Source organism: Desulfomarina profundi (assembly GCF_019703855.1).
Classification (GTDB): domain Bacteria; phylum Desulfobacterota; class Desulfobulbia; order Desulfobulbales; family Desulfocapsaceae; genus Desulfomarina; species Desulfomarina profundi.
In genome coordinates this window covers 2,603,176-2,625,482 of record NZ_AP024086.1, presented here as the reverse complement: position 1 = coordinate 2,625,482, position 22,307 = coordinate 2,603,176, and the positions used below count along the sequence as shown (strand labels likewise).

The following is a 22,307-nucleotide window of genomic DNA, read 5'->3' as shown; positions in this document are numbered from 1 at the left end:
AGACTGTTGCTTGCGTTGCTGCTCAAGGTTTTCGAAATGAACTGTTGTTGTTTGCTGGATATTTAGATAGTGTTTCAGAAATATAACTTTTGGTCTTTATCCTGATACAAATCTATAACAAAAAACTGACGGACTTATACAGGGAGATTATATTAAGATTTATTTTTGTTTACCCATAAAAATTCAGTATGGCTTATCAGCATCAGGAAATGTGGCTGTTTTTTCGGCCACAACCCCAAAAACTGTAATGTGGAATTGCCAATGAAGGAATTGCATACACCTGGCAACAGGAGTGACAAACCAACTCTTTTACTTGTGGAAGATGATGTCCGTCTGGCTCAGCTTGTCAAAGAGTATATGGAGCAGCACTCATTCACTGTTACTATTGAAGGACGTGGTGATATAGCGGTTCCACGAATCTGTGAGGAACAGCCGGACCTGGTGATATTGGATCTTATGCTGCCGGGGCTTGACGGTATGGATGTCTGTCGGCAGGTTCGTCCGCAATACAAAAATCCAATCCTGATGCTCACCGCCAGGGACGAGGATATTGACCAGGTCCTTGGCCTGGAACTGGGGGCAGACGATTATGTGATAAAACCCGTCAAACCCAGGGTATTGCTGGCCCGCATCCAGAATCTGCTGCGGCGATTCAGGCAGAAATCGGAAGCCAGGGAATCTTTTGACATCGGTGAACTGCATATATCCACAAAAACGCGGGATGCATTTCTCGGTGGAAAGCCATTGTCGCTCAGCAGTCAGGAGTTTGAAATGCTCTATCTTCTTGCGAGCAATGCGGGAACAATTTTGAGCCGTGATGATATTCTGTCAACTTTATCCGGAATAGAATATGACGGTCTTGACCGTTCCGTGGATATCCGTATAGCCCGCCTGCGAAAACTGCTGAAGGATGATCCGGCCAATCCTCGTTACATCAAGACAGTTCGTTCTGTAGGATACCTGTTTCTGCCATGACCCGTTTATTTCTGCAGTTATTCGCACCTGTTTTTATTCTCACCTCTATTTTTCTTTTTAATATCAGCTATGTGCTTGATCCGCTGTTTTCATCTTTTCTTGAAAACCAAGGCAGGGAAGCATTCAAACCGATAGTTCTTATGCTTGATGACTTTCTGGAAAATGAGGGAAACCACAAAGGTGAGGACAGAAAAGATAAACTGAGAAAGTTGCAGGAGCAGTTTCTTTTTGGCTTGGAATTGCTGGATATTTGCAATGTTCATCTGCCGCTGGATGCAAAACAGAATCTTGAGAAGGGTCAATTTGTACCGGATCCGGCCCATGAAGATATTCTCTATCATTTATCGGCTGACGCCAAAAATGTCTGGAAATTGGACCTGGAACAGAGCAGCAGGGAAACAGACATTGAATATCTGAGGCGAGTTGTAGCCGGTCCCCTGGCAATAATAACTGACAATCTACTGGCAAAACCTGAGGAAGAATGGCAGGAGGTTCTTAAAACAGTTGGCAGGAAGTATGAGCTGCCACTTTCTCTGGTTACGCTGAAAAAGATTGATATCAAATCAGAGGACTTAAAAAGACTCAAAAAACAGGGCACTATCATTTTTTATGAAAACTACCTGGATCGAATTTATACTCTTATCCCGGAAAGTGATTATGTGCTCAAAATTGGCCCATTGAAACAGCCACTGGTTTTGAAATTTGCTGACCAGGTGTTTCTTGGTGCACTCGGTTTTCTCATGGGTTTTATGGTCTGGTTGTTTTTGAGACCTGTCTGGCGGGATTTAAGGAAGCTGCAACATGCATCCCAGCTTGTTGGTGAAGGTCAGTTGCAGACCCGAATTAAGTATTCCAGCCATTCCACGGTCAAAAACATCTTGAAAGCCTTTAACGGCATGGCATCTCATATTCAGCAATTGATTGCGTCCCATAAGGAACTGACCCGGGCTGTTTCCCATGAACTGCGGACTCCTGTTTCCCGACTGCGATTCAGCATTGAGATGCTTCAGAAAACTGATGACGCATCCGCGCGTAAACGGTATCTGGAATCAATGAACACAGACATTGACGAGCTTGATGACATGCTCGGAGAACTCCTCTCCTATGCCCGTATGGATGTTGACCGTAAAGCCATTGAATATGCACCTGTGGAACTCAGGAAATGGCTGAAAGAGCAGATTCTGCGCCATAAACAGAATTGCGGCGACAAAAACGTGGGAATGAGCCTGGATGCGGAAGTACCTTCTAATCCTGTAAACTGTATGGATCCCAGGCTTATGGCACGGGCTCTTGGCAACCTGATTCAGAACGGATGCCGTTATGCAAGGCATACTGTTCATATTCACCTGGGCTGCAATGATGGAGAATTTCAACTCCGCGTGGAGGACGATGGGGCAGGTATTGCTGCGGAATCATTTGACATCATTTTTGATCCCTTTACTCGCCTCGATCCCAGTCGGGACCGTGGTACAGGTGGCTATGGTCTTGGCCTGGCAATCGTAAAACAGATTGTTGAGGCCCACGGGGGAAGGGTGAAAGTTGGCCGCTCCAGGCTCGGAGGGCGGAATTTCTGATTACCTGGAAAGAGAAATTATCAAAATAATTGTACCTGGCTCCATGAGCGTTGGACAAAAATGGACATTTTGCTGTCAAAGTGGTAAAGAGGGGCAGATACAGTGTACCTTACCCCGGGGTTTCCCGGTGAATTTCTTCCAGTTTTGAGAGTGTTATGCAAAGGTTTCTGGTCATTCTTTTCGCGTCGTCCATGGGGCTCGCATTTTATTACTGGTCCTCCAGGATGGTGAAGAAGAAATCGGTGCAGGATTATATCCTGGCACATCAGTGGTTGCTGCATCCCAATGCAATCTGTTACTGGCGGGCAGGCATGGCGTTGGTTGCCTTCATATTTTACTTTATATTTCATTTTCAGATCGCAGCCATTCTTATTTTTACCCTGGCCGCGGTGCTGGACGGTGTGGACGGCCTGGTGGCGCGGAGTTGTAATCTTATCACGCGCTGGGGGAATGGCTGGATCCCATGTGCGACAAGCTGACGTATCTGCCCCCACTTGTCGGTTATGCATATCTCGGTATTATTTCGGTAAAACTTGTCTGGATCCTGGTGGGAATAGAATTTGTGGGACAATTTTTCGCCAGGCGTATCCTTTCCTATCTTGAAATTTCCGGTGCGGCAAATAATTTTGGTAAGATTAAGGCAATACTCTGTTTTGCCCTGGTCATCTTCTGCGCTCTTCTTGATAAGACCACGGGGTTATCAATGTGGGGGATGAGGTGTTGGTGGCCTGTATTGTTCTTTCCACGGCCTCGGTTGTCTGTAAATTCATTCCCAACTGGCTGTATGCCGATATTCTTTCAACGCTTAATTTCTTCTGCGGCATCACGAGCCTTGTGTTCACCCACAACAACCACTTTGCCTGGGCGATCTGTGTTATCATAATCGGGCAGTTGTTTGATCTGTTTGACGGTAGAATGGCGGAAAAGCATGGGGGCACAAAATACGGACCATATATGGATGATGTTGCCGATCTGGTCAGTTTCGGGCTTGCTCCGGCTTATGTCATCTGGCAATCCGGTGGGAGTCTTGCTGGTTTTTTTGCAAGTGCGTTTATTATCGGTGTCGCTTTCCGGTTGATTCGTTTTGTTGTGGTGGACAAGAAGCGGGATGATTTGCCCGATGGTGTTTTCAATGGTCTTCCAAGTCCTGCAGGAGCCTTGATTGTACTCGGTGCGGCACTGGTTGCTCCACCTGTCGGCTTATGGATAATTTCAGCCCTTTCTATTGGCCTTATGGTCAGCCATATCTGTTTTGCTCATTTCGGGCGAATAATCCTGAAGCAGATACCCAAGCCGCTGTTTTTCATGGCCAGCGCGGCCATCATTGTGAGCATAGTATTCATCCTCAAGACAAAGAGTGTGCAGACATTCGGTTTTCTGATTCTTGTTTCTGTGCTCGCCTATATTATAGCCGGCAGAAAATGCAGAAATCCTGAGCTGACATCACAATAAAAAAAGCCGATCCAGGGCAGGACCGGCTCGCGGTACTTTCTAGTGCCTGTCCATAAATGACTTTTTTGCCCGATTTCTGCGTCGCTACGAAAAGTAAAATTGCTCACATATGCCTAATATGCTGCGCTTTTTATTTTCCTATGCTCCTCGGAGTCTTCGCTTACCTGAACTCGAACAAAAAATCTCATTTCTGGACAGACACTTTCTAAACAATTGTTCGGCCAAGTTATGCAGGTCAATAACCACTGCCGATGATGAGATTGTTTTTCGTCATTTTGGCGTAAGTATTTTTTGTTTTGCCTTTCCATTTATACTGAACCCAGACACCTTCCGGAGTCGCTTTTGCCAGTGCGGCATAGACTGGCGGGGCTTTCACTTTCAGGCTTTCTCCTGCCAGTGACGGGTGTACAAGGAGTTTTCCTTCCTTTTCCAGAATAAAAACATAAGGAGTAAAGGTATCAGATTTAAAAGTTCCGGCTGCTTTACCATTATTGATTGCGGCGGCCACACTGTTCACATTTTCGCTGATTTCTGCTTTGTTGACAGCCCATGACCCGGTTGCGAAAAGCAGTACAATTGTGGCGAAAAGAGCTACAGTCATTTGTTTCATAAGATTCCCCCTGTTAAATTTGATATGCAGGCACCAGATAGCTTTCACATTGAATTTTTTATCTGTCTACCCATGAAACTCAGGCCGCCCGTATTTTTCATCAGTTCAGGCGGCGCCAGGCTCAAAGTTTTCTGCAGTAAAAATCAATACTGTCTGTAGCATAAATCGTGCCGGTAAACACTATTCGGCTATTTGAGTATTTGAGAGCGATTTGTCAGTAAAATAATAAAGATACGAACCATTTTTTGCACACGACCGTGCAAAAATGGTTCATATAAAAAAAATAGTTTTGAATGGAGGATTGGATGGAAAGAGGTATGGAGTAAATTTTCTGTAAGGTTTTTAAAGGAAAATTGCAAATACTCTCATAATGAACAAGTATGCGCTTTATTTCTGGAAAGACAATATAAAATAATATCAATAATGTAAGGAGATGGAATGAAGAAGATAATCTTGATGCTGGTGATAGCAGCCGCCGCTGGATACGGTGTGTTGAGCTATCATTTCGTGTTATTTGACAAGACCTTTAAAATTATAAAAAAAACTGGTGTCCGTTATGAAAATACCTTTGTTGATGCCAGGGGGGCCAAAAAGCTGAAACTTGCTCTGAAACCCGACCTTATTGCAGCCGGGATCAACGACGTCATAGCCCAGGTGGACGGTACGATAAAAAAAGAGGTCAGTCAGTAGATTCAGTAGTTAAGATGGCCTGCAGAAAAACGTTGTAGTGATGGGGCAGGGTGCGTTTATTTGAGAGCACAACATAAAAGGCCCTTTTCATGTCGAGACCCGGAATGTTGATGGTTTTAATGCACCCTCTCTTCAGCTCGTCCCGGATGGCGTAGCGTGAAATAAAGGAGAGACCCAGGTCGGCCTTGACCGCTTCCTTGACTGCGGTGCTGGATCCCAGGGTAGCACTGGTGTTGAGATCGCCTGTGGTCAGGTGAGATTGTTCCAGAATAGATTCGATAGTCCGTCGTGTACCTGAGCCGCGTTCTCTCATGATAAAGGGGTGGCTGCAGAGTTCTTTGGGGGAAATTGTATCGGGGACCGGGTTTTTTTCGGCGGCTATCAGGACGAGTTCGTCCTCCGTCAGTACATGATATTGAAGAGACTTTGCCTTCAATTTTGCCCCAACAATGCCTAGCAACAGATCGTTGTCCAGGACACTTTGCACAACTGCGGCTGAATCGCTTATCCTGATTTCAAAGGAAATCTCTGAATAGTTGTTTTTGAATGCTGCGGCAAGCCGGGGGAGGATATACGCCCCCGGTATGGTCGAGGCACCGAGCAGCAGTCTGCCGGAAACGGATTTTCCGACAGACATGATTTCTTCTTCAAGCCGCGTGAGGTCTTCCAGGATGGTGAGAGCCCGCGGGTAGAGCATTTCAGCCTCCGCCGTGGGCAGGATGGATCTGCCGAGTCGGTCAAAGAGTCTGCAGTCAAGCTGTTCTTCCAGGTTGCGGATGTGTTCGCTGATTGTCGGTTGGCTGGTATACAGCTCTTCTGCTGCCCTGGTGAAACTCTTGTTTTTATAGACCGATATGAATATTTTCAGTTGCCTTGTTTCGATGACTTCTGCCTCTGGATATTGAATTGGCTCCTGATTGTAATTTATTCAGTATACTTATTCAATAACCAAAGGTGTGCTGAGATACCTCTCTCCCGTATCCGGAAGAATGATGACAATGTTTTTACCTTTGTTTTCCGGACGCTTTGCAACTTCCAGCCCTGCCCACCCAGCGGCACCACTGGAGATTCCGCAGAGAACACCTTCGCTGGTTGCCAGTTTTCTGGCGGTTGCAAAGGCGTTATCGTTACTGACCTGTATGATCTCGTCAATAATTTCCGTATTGAGAATGGCCGGAATAAAGCCGGCACCAATGCCCTGAATCTTATGCGGACCCGGTTTTCCTCCCGACAGGACCGGCGAGTCCTCCGGTTCAACAGCGATGGTCTGCAGGTCTGGATTCTTCTTTTTCAGTACTTCGGATACGCCGGTAATGGTCCCGCCTGTACCAACTCCCGCGATAAAGATATCAATTTTCCCTTCAGTATCCCGCCAGATTTCCTCTGCGGTGGTCTTCCTGTGAATCTCGGGGTTTGCCGGATTTGTGAACTGATCAGGCATAAAACTGTCTTTGGTTTCCCTCAGGAGTTGCTCAGCGGCAGCTATGGCTCCTTTCATGCCATCTGCGGCGGGGGTGAGAACCAGTTTCGCTCCCAGGTGGGTGAGAAGTTTTCTCCGTTCAACGCTCATGCTCTCAGGCATGGTGAGAACAAGTTTCAGATTTTTTGCCGCGCAGACAAAGGCCAGGCCCAGTCCGGTATTACCGCTGGTGGGTTCTATGATTGTCGTATTATTTGAAATCTGGCCATTTTTTTCCGCAGCCTCGATCATGGCCACGGCAATACGGCATTTAACGCTGCCCATGGGGTTTCTCGATTCCTGCTTGCCAAGGATAAAAGCGCCTGTACCTGCTGAAAAGTTGGACAGGTCAAGAAGGGGGGTATTCCCGAAACTGGCAGTCAATTGAATGGTCATGGCTTGAACCTCTTGTGTTTTATAGATGTGAGAAGAAAAAATTATGATTCGGAGTAAATCAGTTCAGGGCGTTTCAACAGCACCTTTGTATTCGTAGCCACACTTTCCGTCAGCCAGATATTTCCGCCGATGATGGATCCCTCTCCGATTACCGTTTTTCCTCCGAGAATGGTGGTGTTTGCGTAAATAATTACATTGTCTTCAATTGTCGGATGACGCTTCATGTTGCGCATTTTTTCCCCCGCATCCCGTGGAAGGGAGAGCGCGCCCAGGGTAACACCCTGGTAGATACGGACATTTTTGCCGATAACTGTTGTTTCCCCGATAACAACGCCCGTGCCGTGGTCGATAAAAAAACCGGGGCCGATGGTTGCACCTGGATGAATATCTATGCCGGTGATGCTGTGTGCATATTCTGTCATGATTCTTGGGATGACTGGTATATCCAGCAGGTAGAATTCATGGGCAATACGAAAAATCAGGGTTGCCAGCAGCCCGGGATAGCAGAAAATGACCTCGTCCGGACTCATGGTAGCGGGATCTCCATCCAGAGCCGCCCGGATATCCGTTGCCAGAATGGCTGCAATTCCGGGCAGTGATTCAATAATGGCGAGTCCCTTGCGATGGCTCTGTTCGTCACAGTTAGTGCATGGCAGGTTGTTGCGTCTGCAGTCATGGCGGATAGCCATGGTGATCTGCTCCACCACTTTGTCGTAGAGGTCCGTAGTCTGTTTGCCGATATAATATTCCAGATTGGCAGCGTGTAGTTTTGTCCGGGTGAAATAGCCGGGGAAGAGTATTCGCCTCGCCTGCAGGACAATTTCGACGATTTTCTCCTGGGATGGGATGGATACCGGGCTGATATGATCGTAACAATCCTTGGTGGACCATGAGTTGAGCAACTTTTTCACCACACCGGGTACCTTGTCGTGCCTGCTTGCATTCGTGGTCAGGACATGGTCACATTGAGGGGTGGGGAATACTGTGTCGGAAAATGGTTTCGCTTGTTGTGACATGATTTTTTTACTCGTGTTGTTTTTCGATCACAAAAATACCGTATGTTGCCCGTAAATCGGTCAGAAACCGGACGACATGGCCCATATGGTTCTGCGGGTTGGTGTTAATGGCAGTTTCCCGGACGATGGTATAGCCGACGTCCCTGGAAAACTTCCTGAAATCCTTGAGTGTGATGACCCGAATATTGGGAGAGTCATACCAGGAGTAGGGAAGTTGGTCACTTCTGGGGGCAATCCCCTTGAAAAAAAGCTGGGCCCTGATGGAATAGTGGCTGAAATTTGGAAAGCTGACGATGACCTTGCCGCCAATCCGGGCCAGGGAGTGGAGCAGTTTTGCCGGTTCAAAGACCTGCTGCAGGGTCTGGCTGAGGATGACATAATCAAAACTGCAGTCCGGGTAATCATCCACCTCTTCATTGAGGTCGCCCTGGAGGACGCTGAGGCCGCGGGCGATGCAGCAGGCGGCCCGTTCTTCGTTCTGTTCAATTCCCGTTCCGCGAATGTTCTTGTTTTTTTCCAGCCAGGCCAGCAGATCTCCATTGCCGCAACCGAGGTCAAGCACCTTGCTCCCGGGTCTGATGATGGAGCCGATGATCTGCAGATCAAAACGGATATTTTCAGTCAACCCCATCGAGGAACCCTCCTATCAGATGTGTCAGTCTTTCATCGGGAATAAGAAAGGCGTCGTGACCGCAGTCTGCCTCTATTTCGCAAAAACTCACATCCTGGCCCGAGCGTTTTAAGGTTCTTATCAGCTCTTTTGCCTGGTATGTGGGGTAAAGCCAGTCAGATGTGTAAGATATTACAAGATATTTTATAATATTTTGATCCCTGTTGTTGACCGGGCCGGAGTGATTCATTCTGGCCACCACATCAAAGTAATCAGCTGCCTTGGTGATATACAGCAGTGAGTTTGCATCAAATCTGGCCACGAATTTATTTCCCTGATGGCGCAGGTAGCTTTCCACCTGAAAGTCCACGTCGAAGCCGAAGGAGAAGGTCTCCTTGTCCTGCAGCCGCCTGCCGAACTTACGTCTCATGGCCTCGTCTGAAAGGTAGGTTACATGGCCGATCATCCGGGCAACGGCCAGACCCATGTCCGGTTTTTTGCCGGTGTCGTAGTAGTTGCCGTTATTCCAGTTCGGGTCTGCCATGATTGACTGTCTGGCTATCTCATTAAAAGCGATGGCCAGGGCCGAATGACGCATGGTTGTGGCAATGGGGACGGCACATCGCACCATTTCAGGATAGCGTACAGACCATTCCAGCACCTGCATTCCACCCACTGAACCACCGATAACCGCGTGAAGTTGCTGTATACCCAGGTGGTCAAGAAGTGCTTTCTGGGTGTCGACCATGTCGCCGATGGTGACCATGGGGAAATCAAGTCCGTAGGGTTTTCCCGTGTCCGGGGCAGGGGAACCGGGGCCGGTGGAACCCATGCAGCTTCCCAGGATATTTGCGCAGATAACAAAATATTTATCAGTGTCAATGCCCTTGCCCGGCCCGACCATGAACTCCCACCAGCCGGGTCTGACCTGTTTGTCCTCCTCGCCTTTTTTCAGGTTTTCCGTGACATGGGAGTCACCGGTAAAGGCGTGGGCGAGGAGGATGGCATTATCTTTTTTTTCTGTCAGATTCCCCCATGTTTCATAGGCCACGGTTACCGGACCCAACTCCGCTCCGCTTTCAAGGATCATTTTTTCGGGTGGAAAAGCATAGGTATAAAACTGTCTGTCTTTTTTTGCTTCCATCATGCTGTTTTTTTCAGGGCCTGTTCAAGATCTGCTGTAATATCATCAATATGCTCTATGCCAATGGAGAGGCGAACCATGGATTCATCGATCCCGCCTGTTTTCAACTGGTCGGGGGAAAGCTGGGAGTGGGTTGTTGATGCCGGATGAATAGCCAGGCTTTTTGCATCCCCCACGTTGGCCAGGTGGGAGATGAGCTGCAGGGAATCGATAAATCTCCTGCCCGCCTCAAGACCGCCTTTGATGCCGAAAACTACCATGCCGCCGAAGCCGTTTTTCAGGTATTTTACGGCAAGTTCATGGGATGGACACTCAGGTAGACCTGGGTAGTGGACCCATTCCACCGCGGGATGACTGTTCAGAAATTCGGCTGTTTTCAATGCATTTTCAGAGTGACGTTCCATCCTCAGACTGAGGGTTTCCATGCCTTGGAGAAAGGCCCAGCAGTTGTCGGGAGAGATGCAGGCACCGAGGTTTCGCAAGGGAACCAGGCGCATCCGCAGGGCAAAGGCCACCGGGTTGAGATCACCCAGGTCACGGCTGTAGCGCAGGCCATGGTAAGATTCGTCCGGTTCGTTGAACAGGGTGAACTTCGGGTCGGTCCAGTCAAATTTTCCACCGTCAACAACGATCCCGCCGATGGATGTACCGTGTCCGCCGATCCATTTGGTCAGGGAGTGGATGACGATATCCGCACCATATTCGAAGGGGCGCAGAAGGCAGGGTGGCGTGAAGGTGGAATCGACAATCAGGGGGAGATGATATTCTTGCGCAATCTTTGCCAATGCTTCAAGGTCAATCATGTTCAGAGCCGGATTCCCGAGGGTTTCGCAGTAGATTGCCCTGGTTCTGTCGTTGATGGCCTTTCGGAAATTATCGGGCCTGGATGGGTCAACCATATGTACAGTAATGCCGAATTTTGGCAGAATGGAATCAAACTGGGAATAGGTGCCGCCATAAAGAGTATTGGCGGAGACCACCTCGTCTCCCTGCTCACAAATGTTGATGAGTGTATAATAGATAGCTGCAGTACCTGATGAAAGGGCCAGGGCTGCGGCACCGCCTTCCAGGGCAGCCATGCGCTGTTCGAGAATGTCCTGGGTGGGGTTGCCGAGGCGGGTATAGATATTTCCAAGCTCTTTCAGGGCAAAGAGATTTGCGGCGTGTTCGGTATTTTTAAAGAGATAGGCGCTTGTCCGGTATATGGGAACCGCACGGGAAAGGGTCTGTTCGTCAACTGTCTGTCCTGCGTGGATGGCTTCTGTCTCGAATCTCATTTTTTATTCTCCCCCTGTTGTTCTGTGAGCTGTGCTTTCACCTGTGCCATAATATCCTTTACAAGATCGCCGTTGGCGGCTCTTGCCTCCGGGTTGATTTTGAGCAGTTCCCGCCAGCTTGCAAATGCCTTTTCCGGATCATTCAAATCATACATATAGACAATACCCATGTTGAATCGTGACTGCTCATGGGTGCTGTCGACCTGGATAGCTTTCTGAAAAGAGGCAATGGCCTTTTCCGGCTCCTTGTTTCTCCTGTACATGACTCCGAGGTCGGTGAGGAGATTGGCATCTCCCCCATGGAGTTCAATGGATTTTGTATACGCCCCGATTGCCTTCTTGGGAAGATCGTGATCATAATAGAGATTGCCGAGTTGCCGCCAGGCCTGGTAGTCTTCAGGATTGGCGGTAACTTCCGCCTCCATACTGAGGATGGCCTGGTGTGCTTCGTTGTCCTGGCTGTTCTGGCTGCTTGTTGCAGTGCCTGAATGTTTGTCTGTACTGCCAGTCTTGTAGACGGTGAATCCGACACCCGTCAGAAAACCGAGGATAAAAATTACAAGGTATGTAACAGGTGAGGTATTTTTTGTTTTTTGTTTTTTGTTTTCAGTGTTGCCTGCTCCCATGCATATCTCCAATGATGTCTTTGTCTTGATTATTGAGATGAAAAGTTAAAAACATGCAGTGTAAATACTACATTGTGGTGCTTGCTTCAACAAAAAAAGCGGCTTAGTGTGGAAACAGGGTACCAGGAGTATTTATCCATGTGATAAAATGAAAAATATGTCTGTACTGCCTGTTTGTCCAGGGGATTAAACGGTAGACAGTGGAATAATAAACAGTTGGTTTTTGAGAATCTCCCCGGGAGGAGTAAAAATGAAGGTATTGGAAAAGGTCAGGTCACAGACCGGACATGAAGGGAACGACGTTATGGAAAACTATTTTTCCACAACCGTGCAGGCCATCAAGGAAAATATCATTCACCATCTGATGAGTTTCCAGGGGCGTGATCCTGAGCGGTCCGGAGCACGGGACGTTTATAAGGCCCTGGCCTATACCATGCGTGACATCATGGTGGAGAAATGGATTTCTACTCAGAAAACCTTCTATGCCAAGCAGAAAAAACGGGTGTACTATCTTTCCCTTGAATTTCTTATAGGTCGGAGTCTCGGCAACAGTATGACCAATCTCGGTATTCTCGATGCCGCGAAAAAAGCGGTGGAGGAGTTGGGTTTTGATATGGAGGAGATTCGGAACCAGGAGGAAGACGCGGCCCTGGGAAACGGCGGTCTCGGACGCCTTGCCGCCTGTTTTATGGATTCCATCGCCACCCTGAAGATTCCCGCCTACGGGTACGGGATCCGTTACGAATACGGCCTTTTCTTTCAGCAGCTTGTGGACGGTTACCAGGTGGAGGGGCCGGATAACTGGCTGTTTGACGGGACTCCCTGGGAGTTTGAACGTTCCCTGCCCCTTTTTAACGTGCAGTTTTTTGGTAATGTCACCGGTTATGTCGATGAAAACGGTAATTATAGGGCTAAATGGGTGAACACAAAGGATGTGAAGGCACGAGCTTCGGATATCATGGTGCCCGGCTACCGGAATGATCATGTCATCAATATGCGTCTCTGGTCGGCCCAGTCATCCAGGGAGCTCGATCTGACCGATTTCAGCAAAGGGGACTACATTGGTGCTGTTGAATCCAAGGTCAGCTCCGAGACAATCTCAAAGGTTCTCTATCCGCCGGATCATAATTACGCCGGCCAGGAACTGCGGCTGAAACAGCAGTATTTCTTTGTTGCCGCCACCTTCCAGGACATCATGCGGCGCTATAAAAAGAAACACGACAGCTTTGACCAGTTCACGGATCGGGTGGCTGTGCAGCTCAACGATACCCACCCGGCCATTGCCATTCCGGAGCTGATGCGCATTCTGCTGGATCTTGAGGGACTCAGCTGGGAAGAGGCGTGGCATATCTGCGTCAATACCTTCGCCTATACCAATCATACTCTTATGCCCGAAGCATTGGAGCGCTGGAGTGTGGAGATGATGGGCAGGGTGCTTCCCCGTCATCTTCAGATTATTTACGAAATTAACCAGCGTTTTCTGGATGAACTGGCGCAAAGATATCCAGGCAATGTAAGAAAACTGCGGGATCTGTCCATTATCGAGGAGGGGCCGGTGAAGATGGTGCGCATGGCCCACCTGGCAATTATCGGCAGTCATTCAGTAAACGGGGTCGCCGAACTTCATTCAAAGCTTTTAAAAGAGCGGATTTTTCCCGATTTCCACGAGTTCTTTCCGGGACGGTTCAATTCCAAAACAAATGGCATCACTCCCCGGCGCTGGTTGCTTGATGTCAATCCGGAACTGGCGGATCTTATCAGTGGGAGGATCGGTTTTGGTTGGATCACCGATCTCGATCAGCTTCGCGGCCTGGAATCCTTTGTGGAAGATACGGAGTTTCGGCAAAGTTGGCAGCGGATCAAATTCAATAATAAGAAGCGGTTGGCGGATTATATCAAAAAAACTGTAGGGGTAACCGTCAGCCCTGATACCATGTTTGATATCCAGGTTAAACGGATCCACGAATATAAACGCCAGCTTTTAAACGCCCTCCACCTGATCTACCTCTACCATCGTATTGTTCGTGGCGAGGCTGATGACATGGTACCGAGAACCGCAGTTTTTGCCGGTAAGGCGGCGCCTTCATACTGGCGGGCAAAGTTGATCATCAAGCTGATCACTTCCATCGCTGACGTGGTTAATAATGATCCCCGGGTAAAAGACAGGTTGAAGGTGGTTTTTCTGCCCAATTACAATGTCTCCCAGGCGGAAATCATCATGGTGGCCGCAGACCTTTCCGAGCAGATCTCCACAGCTGGAACAGAGGCCTCTGGAACCGGCAATATGAAGTTCTCCCTCAACGGTGCCCTGACAATAGGCACCCTGGACGGCGCAAATATTGAAATAAGGGAAGAGGTGGGCAAAGAAAATATTTTTATCTTTGGCATGACGGCGGAAGAGGCGGAGTATGAAAGAAAAAACGCTTCCAGAACACCCTGGCAGATATGCAGGAAGAACGGAGAAATTGCCGAAATCATTGAGTCAATTGGCGATGGTTCCTTCAGCGACGGTAACAAGGATCTCTTTAAGCCACTGGTGGACAGCCTGATGGATAAGCATGATCCGTATCTGCTCCTCCTTGATCTCGAGTCGTATATTGACTGCCAGAAACGGGTAAACCGGGCCTATCTGGACCAGGAAAACTGGACCAGAACCGCCATCCTCAATGTGGCCCGTATGGGTAAATTCTCTACCGATCGTACAATAAAGGAATATGCTGAGGAGATTTGGGGTATTCCGGTGGGATAAATGAGAAAAGAGAGAAAAAAGTGCAGATACCTGAAACGCCTGGTTTCGTGTGTCCTTTTTTGTCACCTTGATGACTGTTTTTGTCATCGGTAGAACGATTTTGTTATCGATTACCTGTTTAAGAGGAAAAAATAAGGAAAAGTGAGGGGTATTTTAATTTAAAAAATTTAGTATAACTTGGTATCATCTTGATATAAAATGTCTTTTTTGAATCATTACCTGAAAATTACTTCTGTTGGCATGGTAACTGCAAATAAATGGGAAAGATTATCAATAAACAGGAGTCATAAGAAATGAAATCAATATTTAACCTGGGGATTATAATTTCAGCGGTTGTCCTGTTTTCTATCCAGGCTCAGGCAACCCTTATTTATTCTAACGATTTTGAAGGCGCAATCGGTTCAGAGTGGTCAACAACAGCGACAAGTTACGATAATGATACAACGACCTTTCTTGGCAGATTCGGAAATGATACAGCTACACTGAACCTGACGGGTATTGGAGCCCATTCCACTGTTACAGTCTCTTTTGATTTGATTCTCTGGGATAGCTGGGATGGTGACAATACAAGATGGGGTAGAGACTTTCAGGGACTTACTGCCGATAACACAAGGGTATATGAGTATACATTCAGCAGACCCGGTTCCGGTGCTTCTTCAACGAACCCGGATACTACTCCTGATCTCACAGGTTATTTCGGGGGTAATCGAAGATGGGAGGATGCCCTGTATAAAAATTTTAATGACGGGTTCAGCTTCGATCATTTCAGCTCTACCCTGACATTGGATTTTTACGGTCGTCATCTGCAGAGTTTGACGGATGAATCCTGGGGTATTGATAACGTTAAAATATATACCGATAATAATGCATCGCCTGTTCCAGAGCCGACTACTCTACTTCTTTTTGGTGCTGGTCTGCTGGGTTTGGCCGGCATGGCAGGAAAGATGAAAAGGAAGAAATAATTTTTTCAAGGCAGGCATAAGCTGGAAAATTATATATAAAAATATTAGAAGCCCTGTGCATCGTGCAGGGCTTTTCTGTGATATTTATACCTGAATTCTGCAATCGGCAAATTGGCCGACCTCCTCTCCGCGCCGTGGGTCTTTGCTCAATCAAGATTGACGGATTCCCGGCACTTATTACAACGAGTTATTCCGCGAAACAATCTGCTGTTGCATCCAGGACAGAAATACCGTTTTTCTTCATCCCTGATCCATTTCTCCGTTCCATGTTCCCGACGGTAAGGTATAGTTCGTAATATTACTTTTCTCCCCGTTTTTACAGGAAAATTGATAATGAGTGAACATGGAAAGGAATTGCATTCGTGGCATCCATCATATTGTTTTTTCTCTGTACAATCTCGAACTGCACATGATCTACAGGTAAAAGATCTTCTTTCGGCATGGCAACCGTCACAGCGGAGGTCATCTATCGTGTAACCTTCTGTTCCCGGGAGAATTGATTTGTACATTCTTAAAAGTACTTTCAGGAATCGCAGGTTGTTTTCCCGGGTGGCATGATAGATGCCGCAAACTCCACAATAAAGCCCACAAGGGGAGATATGAGCTGGGTTAATTTTCATCTGAATTACCTTGATTGGCATATACCTTTTTAAAAGCGAATTACGTACGAAACTCAACCTTTTTGTGAGCCTGAGAATTTGCTTGTCTTATCAGGTGTGTTGCAGATATCTGAAAGAAAATTGAATGGAATTTTATTATTATACTGTTTTTCTCTGTGAATTGCTGAAGGTTTTCCCGGAAAGAGAAAAGGGGCTTAACCCTTACAGTATCCCCGCATATATGAGGGAGAATTATGATCCACCTTGACCTGTACTGTGATATGCGGTATTTACAGGTCCACGAGGTTGGCGACAGAATAACCTCTGGTGGCGGGATTTTCAAATAAACCGGCGTAGCCGGACCTTAAAGCTCGGCTACAACAGAGTATTGAAAATCCGACTACGGCAAAAAAACCTTTTGCTATGGGATTTTTAGATAAAAAAAAGGGATTACAAATTATGATAATCTGTAATCCCTTTGAAATTGCTGGAGGCGGCGATCGGAGTCGAACCGATGAATAATGGTTTTGCAGACCACTGCCTTAGCCACTTGGCTACGCCGCCGAAGATGTTGCGGCAATCTTTATACCACAGTTTTAGTTTTTGACAAGGGAAATATTTAAAAAATGGGTTTGGGTATTGATTCACTTGTTCGCAGGAACAAGGAAGAGTTGAGCAGGTTTGAAAAGATAATTGAGTACCGGTTCACGGATTTACGTCTTCTACAGCGGGCACTGGTCCACTCGTCCTATGCCTTTGAGCGGGGCAGGGCCGGACAGGACAACCAGACCCTGGAGTTCCTGGGAGATGCCGTGCTCGACCTGGTTGTGGGCAATCTTCTCTATAAAAAATATCCGAAGATGCGGGAAGGGGAGTTGACACGCCTTCGCTCGGCCCTGGTGAATGAATCACATCTTGCGGAAATGGCAAGAAATGTCAGTCTCGGGGATTTCCTTTCACTGGGAAAGGGGGAAGATGCCTCCAACGGCAGGAATAAGTCGTCCATCCTCTCCTGTGGTTATGAAGCGGTAATAGGGGCCGTTTTTGAGGATGGCGGTTATGAAACGGTCAGGGAACTTGTGGAGAAATATTTTGTTCCGGCCATTGAAGAAAAAAAAGAAGATATGCTGGTTGCCGATGCCAAGAGCAGGCTCCAGGAGGTTCTCCAGGAAAGGTATAACGAGGCTCCCCAGTATAGAGTGGAGGCGGAGGAAGGGCCTTCCCACCAGAAGATTTTCACCATAGCCGCCGACTTTAGAGGAGATGTCCTGGGTTTGGGCCAGGCCGGTTCCAAAAAGGAGGCGGAACAGCGCGCCGCAGCGGCCGCCCTTAAAAAGCTGCAGGATGGTTCCCTGTAAATGTCCCTGGTAATACCGGTTTTTATTCCCCACCTGGGTTGTTCCCACCAGTGTCTTTTCTGTAATCAGCGATCAATTACGGGGGAGGCTGACAATCGTCATTCGGCAGAGGAAATTGCAGGAACTGTTCGGGAATGGCTCAGTCGTTGTCGGCAGAATGACAGGGTGCAGGTAGCCTTTTATGGCGGCTCTTTTACCTGTCTCCCTCTCCGTGAACAGGAACGTATGCTGATTGCGGTCCGCCCCTTTTTTGAGTCGGGAGAAGTTCATTCCATCCGGCTTTCCACCCGCCCTGATTGTCTTGATAAGCAAATCTGCCTGATGTTGTCCCGTCATGGGGTCAAGACTGTGGAGCTGGGGGCTCAGTCCCTTGATGACAGGGTCTTGAAAATATCCCGCCGTGGGCATGATGTTCGCTCCATCCTGACTGCCGTGGAGGTACTACGGGAGGGTGGAATGGAAATCGGCATTCAGCTTATGGTTGGTCTGCCGGGGGAGACCACTGCCACCTTTCTCCGTGGGATTGCCAGGGTGCGGAATCTGCGACCTGGATTTGTCCGTCTCTACCCGGTTGTGGTGGTGAAGGGTTCCGGGCTTGAGCTGCTCTATAACAGGGGAGAATTTCGTCCCCTGTCTCTGAACCGGGCCATAGCGCTGTCTGCACTCGCCTGCAGTCAGTTGGAAGAAGCGGGTATCCCCGTGATACGCATGGGGTTGCAGCCGTCCGAGTCATTACGTAAAAGTATGGTGGCCGGGCCGCATCATCCTGCTTTCGGGGAGCTGGTCAGGTCACGGCTTCATTATCGGGAAATGCGGGAGAGACTTTTTCGGCTGGCAGCAGGTGAAAGCCTGGAAATAACAGTGTCCCATCGGGACATGTCCCAGATTGTCGGCAGACGTCGTCAAAATATAAAACGGCTTGAGCAGCTCGGTTTTGGCGGCCGCTTTACGATTACAGTAGATAAAACTTTGCAGCGAGGCAGTATCAGATATGTTGTCAGTAAATAATCTGGACTTGAGGTATGGCAAGAAACATCTCTTTAAAAATGTATCGGTGCAGGTGCACAGCGGTAATCGTATTGGTCTCGTGGGAGTGAACGGAGCCGGCAAATCGACCCTTTTAAAATTTATGGCGGGTGTTTCAGCAACCGATGACGGGGTGATCAGCCGCTCAAAGCATTTTACCGTTGGTTACCTGGCCCAGGAATCTGATGATCTGGTGTCTGAAAGATCCCTCTATGAAGAGGCGAAGAGTGCCTTTGCTTCCCTGCTGGCTTTGCAGGAAGAGGTTGAACAGCTCCATGAGAAGATGAGCAAAATATCGCCGGAATCAGATGATTTCCAGGTACTGCTCAAACGGCAGGGGGAGATTCAGCACCGCCTTGATGACAGCGATATATATACAATCCGCGGCAGGATAGAAAAAGTGCTTCAGGGGCTTGGGTTCTCTACGGAGGATCTGGGAAAGCCGGTGGCCGCTTTCTCCGGTGGCTGGCAGATGCGGGTGAAGCTGGCCAAGATGCTTTTGGAAGCGCCCTCCCTTCTGCTGCTGGATGAACCGACCAATCACCTTGATCTTGAGTCCCTCACATGGGTGGAGCAGTTTCTGCGAAATTACAAAGGGGCCATGGTCATTATTTCCCATGACAGGATGTTTCTCGATAAGATTACTGAATATACATGGGAGATTACCCTGGGTCGCCTGGATGTGTACAAGGGTAATTACAGTTACTACGTAAGGGAAAAGGCCGAGCGCCGGAGTATTACAAAAAACGCCTACGACAACCAGCAGGCAAAGATTCGCCAGACCATGCGTTTTGTTGAGCGCTTTCGGGCCAAGTCCACCAAGGCAAAACAGGTACAGAGTCGGGTGAAGCAGTTGGAGAAGATGGAGTTGATTGAACTGGAAAGTGATGAGCAGCAGATAAAATTCACCTTTCCTCCAGCGCCTCATTCAGGTCGGGATGTGCTGTTGATTGAAAATTTAAGTAAAAGTTATAGCGGAAAGACTGTCTTTTCCAGGGTGGAGATGCTGCTTAACCGTGGTGACAAGGTGGCTGTGGTTGGAGTGAACGGTGCCGGAAAGTCGACCTTTATGAAGATTCTGGCCGGAGAAACTGAGCCGGACAGCGGCAGATTGAAGCTGGGGGCAAACGTGAAAATGTCCTATTTCGGCCAGCACCAGGCACGGGAACTGTCTCCTGAGCTCACCGTCCTTGAGACCATGACCCTTGGGGGTGAAGAGATGACCATCACCCGCACGCGTTCCCTGCTTGGCGCTTTTCTCTTCCGGGGCGATGATGTGGACAAGAAGGTGGCGGTGCTTTCCGGGGGAGAAAAAAGCCGCCTTGCCCTGGCCCGGATGATCGCCACCCCGGCAAACTGTATGCTGCTGGATGAACCGACCAATCACCTGGACATGAGTTCTCAGGAGGTGCTGCAGGAGGCCATGGCCCAGTATGACGGTACTATTATCGTCGTTTCCCATAACCGATATTTTCTCGACAGCTTTGTAAATAAGGTGCTGGAGGTAAAAGATGGTGGAATGGTTCTCTACGAGGGAAATGTTTCCGAATACCTGCGGCGCAGGGAGGAGGAACAGGCGGCAGAAGAAAGCAGGGAGGACAAGGGTGGCAGGCGGAAAAAAACGGATGAGTCAAAGGAATCCAGAAAAGAGAAAAAGCGAATTGAGGCGGAGCGCAGACAAAAGCGCAGCAGAAAGGCCGGTCCCTGGCTGAAAAAGGTGGCGGAAGCCGAAAAAGAGGTGGAAAAACTGGAGGCGGAAAAACAGGCGTTGGAAGAGCGCATGGCCGATCCCGGACTCTATTCGGATGAAAACGGCTGGGCCGAGGCGGGTCGGGAGTATGAGGCCTGCAAGCGTCGCCTGGACCGCTGGTATGAGCGATGGGAAACGGCCCAGGAGAAGATTGATGAGATCGACCGGGAGCTGGGCACTGGTTAACCCGCATTTCTTCCATGAGAAGGCTTGTCAAGATATAAGTTCGACGTGGCGAACCATTTTTTAAATAATCCCTGAAACGTCATGCTTCCATTCGCACTCATTTATGAACCTCTGCCAAAAAGTTCGGTGCATTGTAGGGTCCGTCCTGGAGCTGCCACCTCATCATCGGTCTTAAAAATTGTCATTGGCATATGACAGACCAGAGAAATTCACGCAGTCTTCCGGACGGGACGTTCTTTATTCAGGGCTTTATTTTCAAAATGACTTGAAAGTCTCCACTCATTTTACGTTGCTTATAAAAAGGGAAAATCATTTTTCCCCTTTTCACAGTTACCGGTTGTACATAACGAACAAAGCTGTCAAGGAGAATGTTCCTCTATAAATATACTCACCAAGTTCATTTTAAGTGTCACAGTATGTATTACCGGGTACTTACGGTTCCTGGGGAACATTGTCCTTGACAGGTGCAGTGAGACTATGTAACTCATGCTGCCTTTCTTCTTGATAAAACGTTACGTTTGTAAACCGGGTCATATATTTCTCCATATTTCCACAGACGATGTAGGAGTATTGCTAGTTTCCTTCCCACTGCCACTACAGCTTTACGTCTTGCATTTTTCCCGCCTCTAGATGCCAGACGTAAACCAAAACGTTGCAGGTTACAGTCCTCTCCAAATGGGCCAAGAATATATTGCGCCGAATTTATCAATAGCTTTCGTAAAAACGGACTGCCAGCTTTGGTTATTCGAAGCTGTTTATCTGTCTCTCCAGATTGATCGCGACGAGGTGTCAGCCCGAGATATGGGCCAATCTGTCTGCTTTTTCCAAATCTACCAGGATCTTCAACCGTCAACACAAATGCCAGAGCTGTTATAGGACCGACTCCTTTCACTCGCCTGAGCAACTCTGTCTCAGGATACCGCTCACTGCTAATACTCTCGATTTCTTTATCCAAAGCTTTAATTTGTTTGTTAAGCTGTGCAATGAGTATCAGTACAGGTCCAAGGCCAAGCTGCAACTGTTGAGGAATATGGGATATAGCCTTTTTATGAAAACATTCTGTGCTACAACTTGGTAACCGCTCACCAAAGGATTTTACAATGCCACGAACATGATTAATCTGACTGGAGCGGGTTCTCACCAATAAATCTCTTGAGTGCAATAGTGCAAGATCCGCTTGTACCTGTTCACCTTTATGTTGTATCGGATAAAGCAAATTGGGATCGAATCGTGCTATCCTTGCAAGCATTTCAGCATCTCGCTGATCTGTCTTACAATCACTCTCCCATATTGCACGTAGTTTTCTTGGGTTCCCCACTAAAACATTGCAGCCCATGGAGCTCAGGAGTCTACTCATCCATGGGGAATGAGTTCCCGCTTCAATAGCGACCGTAGTTCTTTTATATTTCCTAAAAAATTTTCTTATGGATTCTACATTGTTGTCTATAAATTTACTCAGCAGGATGGTACCTCTGTCACCCACAATACAAACAAAATTTGTTTTATCGCCTAAATCCATTCCAATTGTTATACTGTTCATGGCTGGTTCTCCTTTTTTTGCAGCATCATGACTGCGTTTTATGGTTGAGCATGTTCTATAACATAGCTCGGGAGAACCAGCCTTCTCATTTTACCTCATCAGTTCAGGCGGCGTCAGCTTCAAAATTTTCAACAGTAAATAATGATGATCTCGTAAAAAGTCGTTCAACGTTCCCAGGTGGACTCTGGAAAAACTTCGATATACAAGGCGTGGCGGTGTCGTGTAAGCGCAGGCGTACATAGAGTACGTCGAGCATTACACGATCACCCCACAACGCAGTAGATCGGAGTTTTTACGAGTCCATCAAA

19 protein-coding genes, 1 tRNA gene and 1 pseudogene are annotated in these 22,307 nt (G+C 47.9%); 10 read left to right on the top strand and 11 right to left on the bottom strand.

Annotation, left to right across the window (positions count from 1 at the left end):
* Window positions 1–261: 261 nt before the first annotated feature.
* The 4 genes and pseudogenes from LO777_RS12085 (at window position 262) to LO777_RS12070 (ending at window position 4,001) form a co-directional block, all read left to right on the top strand.
* Window positions 262–975 carry a response regulator gene (locus LO777_RS12085; RefSeq protein WP_228854149.1) on the top strand — a complete coding sequence of 238 codons (714 nt, stop codon included), beginning with the start codon at window positions 262–264 and terminating at the stop codon, window positions 973–975.
* The gene (locus tag LO777_RS12080; protein ID WP_228854148.1) at window positions 972–2,549 is read left to right on the top strand and encodes an ATP-binding protein; all 1,578 of its coding nucleotides are present in this window, start codon (window positions 972–974) and stop codon (window positions 2,547–2,549) included. The genes LO777_RS12085 and LO777_RS12080 overlap by 4 nt, the downstream gene beginning before the upstream one ends.
* A gap of 155 nt (window positions 2,550–2,704) precedes the next feature.
* A pseudogene (locus LO777_RS12075) lies at window positions 2,705–3,198 on the top strand (CDP-alcohol phosphatidyltransferase family protein); the annotation flags it as partial.
* Window positions 3,199–3,254: 56 nt separating this feature from the next.
* Entirely contained in the window at window positions 3,255–4,001 is a 747-nt protein-coding gene (locus LO777_RS12070) for a CDP-alcohol phosphatidyltransferase family protein (RefSeq protein WP_228854146.1), read from the top strand.
* Window positions 4,002–4,236: 235 nt separating this feature from the next.
* Here LO777_RS12070 and LO777_RS12065 read toward each other — a convergent pair whose 3' ends face one another.
* The gene (locus LO777_RS12065) at window positions 4,237–4,611 is read right to left on the bottom strand and encodes a PDC sensor domain-containing protein (RefSeq protein WP_228854145.1); all 375 of its coding nucleotides are present in this window, start codon (window positions 4,609–4,611) and stop codon (window positions 4,237–4,239) included.
* 438 nt (window positions 4,612–5,049) lie between these two features.
* Here LO777_RS12065 and LO777_RS12060 point away from each other — a divergent pair, with 438 nt between their 5' ends.
* Entirely contained in the window at window positions 5,050–5,301 is a 252-nt protein-coding gene (locus tag LO777_RS12060; protein ID WP_228854144.1) for a hypothetical protein, read from the top strand.
* Here the strand turns inward: LO777_RS12060 and LO777_RS12055 are convergent.
* The 7 genes from LO777_RS12055 to LO777_RS12025 all read right to left on the bottom strand — a co-directional run bounded on the left by LO777_RS12055 (window position 5,291) and on the right by LO777_RS12025 (window position 11,829).
* Window positions 5,291–6,169, bottom strand: coding sequence for a selenium metabolism-associated LysR family transcriptional regulator (locus LO777_RS12055; protein ID WP_268907573.1), 879 nt, complete (start codon window positions 6,167–6,169; stop codon window positions 5,291–5,293). The genes LO777_RS12060 and LO777_RS12055 overlap by 11 nt on opposite strands.
* A 69-nt stretch (window positions 6,170–6,238) precedes the next feature.
* Window positions 6,239–7,156, bottom strand: coding sequence for a cysteine synthase A (cysK, locus tag LO777_RS12050; protein WP_228854142.1), 918 nt, complete (start codon window positions 7,154–7,156; stop codon window positions 6,239–6,241).
* Between the two features lie 41 nt (window positions 7,157–7,197).
* Window positions 7,198–8,172: a serine O-acetyltransferase gene (locus LO777_RS12045; protein WP_228854141.1), complete on the bottom strand. Its 975-nt coding sequence runs from the start codon at window positions 8,170–8,172 to the stop codon at window positions 7,198–7,200.
* Between the two features lie 7 nt (window positions 8,173–8,179).
* Window positions 8,180–8,803, bottom strand: a complete 624-nt coding sequence (gene metW / locus LO777_RS12040; protein ID WP_228854140.1) for a methionine biosynthesis protein MetW — start codon at window positions 8,801–8,803, stop codon at window positions 8,180–8,182.
* Window positions 8,790–9,926 (bottom strand): homoserine O-acetyltransferase MetX, encoded by a 1,137-nt coding sequence (gene metX, locus LO777_RS12035; protein WP_407929145.1) that lies wholly within the window; start codon window positions 9,924–9,926, stop codon window positions 8,790–8,792. The genes metW and metX overlap by 14 nt, the downstream gene beginning before the upstream one ends.
* Window positions 9,926–11,203 (bottom strand): O-acetylhomoserine aminocarboxypropyltransferase/cysteine synthase family protein, encoded by a 1,278-nt coding sequence (locus tag LO777_RS12030; RefSeq protein ID WP_228854138.1) that lies wholly within the window; start codon window positions 11,201–11,203, stop codon window positions 9,926–9,928. The genes metX and LO777_RS12030 overlap by 1 nt, the downstream gene beginning before the upstream one ends.
* Complete coding sequence (locus tag LO777_RS12025) at window positions 11,200–11,829, bottom strand: tetratricopeptide repeat protein (protein ID WP_228854137.1); 630 nt, start codon at window positions 11,827–11,829, stop codon at window positions 11,200–11,202. Before LO777_RS12025 ends, LO777_RS12030 begins: the two co-directional genes overlap by 4 nt.
* A 304-nt stretch (window positions 11,830–12,133) precedes the next feature.
* Here LO777_RS12025 and LO777_RS12020 point away from each other — a divergent pair, with 304 nt between their 5' ends.
* On the top strand, window positions 12,134–14,578 hold the full coding sequence (locus LO777_RS12020) for a glycogen/starch/alpha-glucan phosphorylase (protein ID WP_407929144.1): 2,445 nt from the start codon (window positions 12,134–12,136) through the stop codon (window positions 14,576–14,578).
* Window positions 14,579–14,871: 293 nt separating this feature from the next.
* Window positions 14,872–15,540 carry a PEP-CTERM sorting domain-containing protein gene (locus tag LO777_RS12015; RefSeq protein ID WP_228854135.1) on the top strand — a complete coding sequence of 223 codons (669 nt, stop codon included), beginning with the start codon at window positions 14,872–14,874 and terminating at the stop codon, window positions 15,538–15,540.
* 146 nt (window positions 15,541–15,686) lie between these two features.
* Here the strand turns inward: LO777_RS12015 and LO777_RS12010 are convergent, their stop codons facing one another.
* Entirely contained in the window at window positions 15,687–16,160 is a 474-nt protein-coding gene (locus LO777_RS12010; protein WP_228854134.1) for a DUF3795 domain-containing protein, read from the bottom strand.
* 467 nt (window positions 16,161–16,627) lie between these two features.
* Window positions 16,628–16,703, bottom strand: a tRNA-Cys gene (locus LO777_RS12005).
* 62 nt (window positions 16,704–16,765) lie between these two features.
* On the opposite strand from LO777_RS12005, the gene rnc reads away from it, so the two are divergent.
* Genes rnc through LO777_RS11990 form a run of 3 tightly spaced genes read left to right on the top strand, consistent with a single transcriptional unit; the run spans window position 16,766 to window position 20,459 of the window.
* Window positions 16,766–17,497 (top strand): ribonuclease III, encoded by a 732-nt coding sequence (gene rnc / locus LO777_RS12000; protein ID WP_228854133.1) that lies wholly within the window; start codon window positions 16,766–16,768, stop codon window positions 17,495–17,497.
* A complete protein-coding gene (locus LO777_RS11995) occupies window positions 17,498–18,505 on the top strand; it encodes an elongator complex protein 3 (RefSeq protein ID WP_228854132.1) in 1,008 nt (335 codons plus the stop codon).
* Window positions 18,489–20,459, top strand: coding sequence for an ABC-F family ATP-binding cassette domain-containing protein (locus LO777_RS11990; protein WP_228854131.1), 1,971 nt, complete (start codon window positions 18,489–18,491; stop codon window positions 20,457–20,459). Before LO777_RS11995 ends, LO777_RS11990 begins: the two co-directional genes overlap by 17 nt.
* 484 nt (window positions 20,460–20,943) lie before the next feature.
* On the opposite strand, the gene LO777_RS11985 is transcribed toward LO777_RS11990, so the two are convergent.
* Window positions 20,944–21,999 carry an IS110 family RNA-guided transposase gene (locus LO777_RS11985; RefSeq protein ID WP_228854130.1) on the bottom strand — a complete coding sequence of 352 codons (1,056 nt, stop codon included), beginning with the start codon at window positions 21,997–21,999 and terminating at the stop codon, window positions 20,944–20,946.
* Window positions 22,000–22,307: the final 308 nt, after the last annotated feature.